Origin of the sequence: Cellulomonas jepli (genome assembly GCF_047229345.1) — a bacterium.
Lineage (GTDB): Bacteria > Actinomycetota > Actinomycetes > Actinomycetales > Cellulomonadaceae > Cellulomonas_A.
The window spans coordinates 1-6,211 of record NZ_JBFTER010000162.1 but is presented as its reverse complement, the minus strand read 5'-3'; the positions used below and the strand labels follow the sequence as shown (position 1 = coordinate 6,211).

The 6,211-nt window shown below is 75.5% G+C and carries 3 protein-coding genes and 1 pseudogene; 2 read left to right on the top strand and 2 right to left on the bottom strand.

The features are described from left to right. Positions 1-255: 255 nt before the first annotated feature. Together AB6N24_RS22330 and AB6N24_RS22325 are read right to left on the bottom strand one after the other, a co-directional pair. The gene (locus AB6N24_RS22330; RefSeq protein WP_412871557.1) at positions 256-963 is read right to left on the bottom strand and encodes a hypothetical protein; all 708 of its coding nucleotides are present in this window, start codon (positions 961-963) and stop codon (positions 256-258) included. A 5-nt stretch (positions 964-968) separates the two neighbouring features. Further along, the gene (locus AB6N24_RS22325; protein WP_412871556.1) at positions 969-1,637 is read right to left on the bottom strand and encodes a TetR/AcrR family transcriptional regulator; all 669 of its coding nucleotides are present in this window, start codon (positions 1,635-1,637) and stop codon (positions 969-971) included. Positions 1,638-1,840: 203 nt separating this feature from the next. Between AB6N24_RS22325 and AB6N24_RS22320 the strand changes: the two genes are divergently transcribed. Both AB6N24_RS22320 and AB6N24_RS22315 read left to right on the top strand, forming a co-directional pair. Next, a complete protein-coding gene (locus AB6N24_RS22320) occupies positions 1,841-4,759 on the top strand; it encodes an MMPL family transporter (protein WP_412871555.1) in 2,919 nt (972 codons plus the stop codon). Between the two features lie 5 nt (positions 4,760-4,764). Next, a pseudogene (locus AB6N24_RS22315) lies at positions 4,765-6,211 on the top strand (YhgE/Pip domain-containing protein); the annotation flags it as partial.

Below are 6,211 nucleotides of genomic sequence, written 5' to 3'. Positions count from 1 at the left end.
AGCCAGGGTGGCGGCTCGTCGCGCGGCGGGCAGCCGGCGCGCCCGGCCCGTGCCGGTGGCGGCGCCCGTCGCGGCGGCGGCAGCACCTCGGTGTACTCGACCTCGACCGGCGGCGCGACGAGCGGCGCGGTCGCGATGTCGATGGCCGGGAACCGCCGCTCGCGCTGAGCCCTCCCACGTACGTCCGACGCCCCCCGCACCGTTGGTGCGGGGGGCGTCGGTGCGTCCGGGGTGGGTCGGTGCGGCGCCCGGGCTTCAGCGGAACGCCGACGGCGGCGCCCCGACCTCCGCGAGCGGGCGGTGCGACCGGGCGCGGCGGCGAGCGCCGACGACGAGGGCGACGACGAGGAAGACGGCCGCGACGCCCAGCATGACGAGCGTGCGGGTGGTGCTCCCGGGCGTCTCGCCGTCGACCCACAGCCAGGCGACAGCGAGCGGCAGCAGCCCGGCGAGCGCCCACGCGAGGCGCTCCCCGACGCCGGGCGGGCTCAGCGGCACCGTCGGGTCGGCGGTGCGCCGGCGGCGGGCGTCGAGGTCGAGGAGCCCGGGGGTGGGGGAGCGGTCCACCGGGACGCGGGCGAGCGCCTCGCGCAGCAGGACGGAGTCGGGCTGGCGCAGCGCGATCTCGACGCGCCGGCCGTGCGGGTCGCGCGTGAGCAGCACGTGCGCGTTGCCCACGCGGTCGCGGATTCCCGACGGGCGGTCGCCCTCGACGTGCAAGCGTCCCGGGGACTGCGCGAACCCGCCCCGGCCGGTGAGGTGGGGGACGCCGTCGCTCACGACGACGTGCACGCGGCGGAACCGCTGCGGGTAGGGGGCGTCGCCGCGCACGTGCCCGTCGAAGCGCCTCCACTCCCCGGCGTCGAGCCGCCGGCGCACGTGCCGCCGGTGCAGCGCGAGCACCACGAGCCCGAGCGCGAGGCCGACGACCTGCCAGGCGAGGTCCCCGAGTGCACCGTCCACGCGCGTCAGGCGGACTTCGGGCGTGTCACGACGAGCAGCGCCCGGGCGAGCGCGAGGCGGGGGACGTCGCGCTCGTCGGCGGCGGTGCCCCCGAGGACCGCGCTCTGCTCGGCGTCGACCTGGACCGCGCACAGCATCCGCACGGCGGCGCGGGGGTCGAGCGCGAACTCGCGCCCGGCGCGGTCGATCGCGCGCTGCACGATCGGCACGAGCGAGGCCTCGAAGCGCTCCTGGTAGGCGAGGTAGTCGGCGGCGACGGCGGGGTCGCGCATCGCGAGGAGCAGGAACTCGCTCGAGACCAGGGTCCACGTCCGGTTGTCGAACGGGCCGACGAGGAACTCGAGGACGAGGTCGCCGATGACGTGCTCGTCGAGGTCGCCCGAGAGGTCGAGCGTCGGGAGCAGGGCGTCGACCCGCTCGTCGAGGGACGTGAGCCGGAGTCCGTGCTCGCGCTCCATGAGCGCGAAGAACAGCTCCTCCTTGGTGGTGAAGTTCGAGTAGAACGCGCCGCGGGTGAACCCGGCACGCTCGCAGACCTGCTCGATGCTCGCGGCGTGGACGCCGTTCTCGGCGAAGACCTCGTAGGCCGCGTCGAGCAGGCGCTCGCGCGTCCGGCCCCGACGCGGGGTCCCGGAGGCGGCGACGACGGGTCGCTCGGGCGTGCTGGTGGCCACGGCACCTCCTTCTGGCTGGACCCTAGCGAACCCGGACGGGTCGTCCTGCCGGGTCGGTGGGTGATCCCGGGTGGCGATACGTCACTGTATCGAATACGTTCCCGTATCGGATACATTGGCGTATCGCGCGACCTGACATCTCGTCATCACCACGTGACCACCACGCCGACCCAGCCGACTGGCTGCCTTCCCCGGAGGCCCCCGTGTCCTCGTTCCTGTACCGGCTCGGACGGGACGTCTACCGTGCCCGCCGCCGGGTCGCCGCCCTCTGGCTCCTGGTGGTCCTGGTCGCCGGGGCCGGCGCCGCGTTCCTCAACCAGGGCACCGACAACACCTTCTCGATCCCCGGGACCGAGGCCGGCGAGGCGCTCGACCAGCTCAGCCGCACGTTCCCGCAGGTCAGCGGCACCTCGGCGCGCTACGTGGTCGTCGCCGCCGAGGGCTCCGACGTCGACGACCCCGCCGTCGCGCAGGCCGTCGGCGACGCGGTCGAGGTGCTCGGCGACGTCGACGGGGTGGCTGCCGTCACCGACCCCTACGGCACCGACGTCACCGGCTCGGTGTCGGACGACCGCCGGGCGCTCGTGCTCGTGGTGCAGATGGACGGGTCGAGCGAGTCCGTCGCCGAGAGCGCGCTGACCGCGCTCGAGGACGTCGAGGCCGACCTCGCCGACGCGCTGCCCACCGGCTCTGAGGCCGCGCTGGGCGGTGAGCTGTTCGCCAACGAGGTGCCGCACGCGTCGCTCACCGAGGCGCTCGGCGTGATCGTCGCGCTCGTCGTGCTCGTGATCACCTTCGGGTCGTTCCTCGCCGCGGGGATGCCGCTGCTGACCGCGCTGCTCGGCGTGGGGCTCTCGATGGCCGGCATCTACCTCGCGACGCTCGTCGCGCCCATCTCCTCGACGACCCCGCTGCTCGCGCTCATGCTCGGGCTCGCCGTCGGGATCGACTACGCGCTGTTCATCATCTCGCGGCACCAGGGCCAGCTGAAGGCGGGCATGGACCCCGAGGAGTCCGCGGCGCGCGCGCTCGCGACCGCCGGGTCCGCCGTCGTCTTCGCGGGGCTGACCGTGATGATCGCGCTCGTCGGGCTCGCCGTCGCGCAGATCCCGTTCCTCACGACGATGGGGGTCGCCGCGGCCTGCGCGGTCGGCGTCGCGGTCGTCATCGCGCTGACCCTGACGCCCGCACTGCTCGGGTTCGCGGGGGAGCGGCTGCGGCCGGGGTACCGCGCGGACCGGCGTGCGGATCGGGCGGAGCAGGGCGACGGGCGCGGCGCGTCGGCGTCCCGCGTGGACGACGACGCGACCGGTCGGGGAGCGCACGCAGGCGGCACCCCGGCGGCCGGTGCGCACCACGGCGGCACGCACGCGGCAGGGACCGACGTCCCCCGCAGCCACGCGGCCGGGGCGCACGCGTCCGACGCCGTCGTCGCGCCCGTGGCCGAGAACCGCTTCTTCGCCGGGTGGGTGCGCGCCGTGACGCGGGTCCCCGCGCTGACGGTCGTGCTCGTCGTGCTCGGGCTCGGGGCGCTCGCGGTGCCCGCGCTCGACCTGCGCCTCGCGCTGCCCGACGCCGGGTCGCAGCCCGAGGGCACCCCGGCGCGCGAGACCTACGACCTGCTGACCGAGCACTTCGGGCCCGGGTACAACGGCCCGCTCATCGTGACCGGCACCATCGTCGGCTCGACCGACCCGCTCGGGCTCATGGCGGACCTCAAGGCCGAGATCGAGCAGCTCGACGGCGTGGCCGCGGTCCCGCTCGCGACGCCCAACCAGAACGCCGACACGGGGATCATCCAGGTCATCCCCGAGGGTGGCCCGGACTCCGACGAGACCAAGGCGCTCGTGCAGGAGATCCGCGACGCGCACGACGGCCTCCAGGAGCGCTACGGCGTCGACCTCGCCGTCACCGGCGTCACCGCGGTCGGGATCGACATCTCCGCGCGGCTCGGTGCGGCGCTCGTGCCGTTCGGCCTGCTCGTCGTCGGCCTCTCGTTCGTGCTGCTCACGATGGTGTTCCGGTCGCTGTGGGTGCCGCTCAAGGCGACCCTCGGGTACCTGCTCTCGGTCGGCGCGTCGTTCGGCGTCGTCGCGCTCGTGTTCGAGCACGGCGTCGGGGCGGACCTGCTCGGGGTCGGGCGGCTCGGTCCCGTCATCAGCTTCATGCCGATCGTGCTGATGGGCGTGCTGTTCGGGCTCGCCATGGACTACGAGGTGTTCCTCGTCTCCCGGATGCGCGAGGACTACGTGCACGGCGGCGACGCGCGGGAGGCCGTGCGGACCGGGTTCGTCGCGTCCGCCGTGGTCGTCACCGCCGCCGCGGTCATCATGTTCTCGGTCTTCGCGGCGTTCGTGCCCGAGGGCGACGTCAACATCAAGCCCATCGCGCTCGGCCTCGCGGTCGGCGTGCTCGTCGACGCGTTCGTCGTGCGCATGACCCTCGTGCCCGCGGTGCTGCACCTCCTCGGCGACCGCGCCTGGCACATGCCCCGCTGGCTCGACCGCCTGCTGCCGTCGTTCGACGTCGAGGGGGAGGGGCTGACGCGGGAGATCGCGCTCGCGGACTGGCCCGAGCCCGGCGCGACCGACGCCGTCGCGGCGCACGGCCTGCGTCTCGACGCCCCCGACGGCACGCCGATCTACTCCGGCGTCGACCTGCGCGTCCCGCAGGACGGGCTGCTCGTGGTGCACGGACCCCACCGCAGCGGCCGCACCGCGCTGCTGCTGACCCTCGCCGGCCGGGCGCACGCCGACGCCGGCGTCCTCAAGGTCGACGGGCTCGTCGCCCCCGAGCGCGCCTCGACGATCCGCGGCCGGGTCGCCGTCGCGTCGCTCGCCCGGGCCGTCGACCCCGTCGGTGAGCTGCGCGAGGCGTTCGCGTCGCGCGCGGTCGTCGTCGTGGTCGACGACCTCGACGCCGTCGGTGACCCCGTGCTGCGCCGCGAGGTGCGCGCGTGCGTCGAGGAGGCGCTGCGCCAGGCGCGGGTCGACGGGCGCCGCCTCACCCTCGTCGTCAGCTGCCTCGACCCCGCAGACCTCGAGGGCCTGCTCCCCGAGACGCCCGGCGGCCTCGTCGTCGTGCGCGTCGCCGCCGCCCCCGACCTCGTGAAGGTGCGTTGATCCGCATGGCACTGACTTCCCCCTCGCTGCTGCGCCCCGAGCGCGCCCGCACCTCCGGACGCGCGACGTGGGTCAGCGTGCTCGGGCTCGTGCTCGTCCCGCTGGTCGTCGGCGGCCTGCTCACCTGGGCCCTGTGGAAGCCCACCGAGCGGCTCGACCGCATGCAGGCCGCGATCGTGAACCTGGACCAGGCCGTCGAGGTCGACGGGCAGACCGTCCCGCTCGGGCGCCAGCTCGCCTCGGCGCTCGTGACCGCGGACGGTGCGTCGGCGGACGCGGCGGACGCGGCGGACGGCGACGGCGCCGACGGGACCGGGGCGGTCGACGCGGCGGCGTCCGACGACGGCACCGACGCGACCGGCGTCGCGAACGTCTCCGGGTCCGACTCGTCGGGCAACTTCACCTGGGTCCTCACCGACGCCGACGACGCCGAGGAGGGCCTCGCCGACGGCACGTACGCGACCGTCGTGACGATCCCGGAGGACTTCTCCGCGGCCGCCACGTCGTTCGGCGGGGAGGCCGGCGAGGCCGTGCAGGCGCGCATCGACATCGCGACGAGCGAGCGCTCGCGGCTCGTCGACGCGGCCGTCGCGCAGGCCGTCACCACCACGGCCGTCGGGCTGCTCAACGACCAGCTCACGACGACCTACCTCGACAACGTGCTCGTCGGCTTCACGACGCTGCACGACTCGCTCGGCGAGGCCGCGACCGGCGCGGACCAGCTCGCGTCCGGCGCCGGTCAGCTCGGCACGGGCGCGACGCAGGTCGCCGACGGGACGACCGCGCTCGCCGACGGCGTCGGGCAGCTCGGGGCCGGCGCCGACCAGCTCGCGGGCGGGATCGGGACGCTCGGCACCGGGGCCGGGCAGCTCGCCGGGGGTGTCGGGCAGCTCGCGACGGGAGCGGGCGAGCTGTCGAGCGGGCTCTCGCGGCTCGCGCAGGAGACGCGGTCGTCGGCCGAGGCGGCCGCGGCGTCGGGGCCCCAGGTCGCGCAGCTGACGCAGGGGGCGGACGGCCTTGCTGCTGGGCTCGCCGGTCCGGGTGGTCTCGTCGAGGGTGCGACGACGCTGGCGGATGTCGCGGCGAAGGTCGAGGACGGTGTCACCGGCCTGTACGCAGCGGTCTCCCAGTACGAGACCGACTGTGCTGCTGGCGCCCCGGAAGCCTGTGCGGCGATCGCCGCGATCGTGGCGCAAGCCGAGGACGGCCTGGTCGCGGGAACCGGAGGCGTTGCTGACGGAGCCACCGGACTGGTGTCGGGGGCCAGCCGCCTCGGGTCTGGTGCGAGCGAGCTGGCGACCGGCGTCCGCGGCCTCGCCGACGGCGTCACGGCCTCCGCGTCGGGCCTCGGCACGCTCGCCGACTACCTCGACCAGTCCGCCCAGGGCGCCGCGCAGCTCGCGTCGGGGGCGCGCACGGCCGCGGGCGGTGCACGAGACCTCGCGTCCGGCG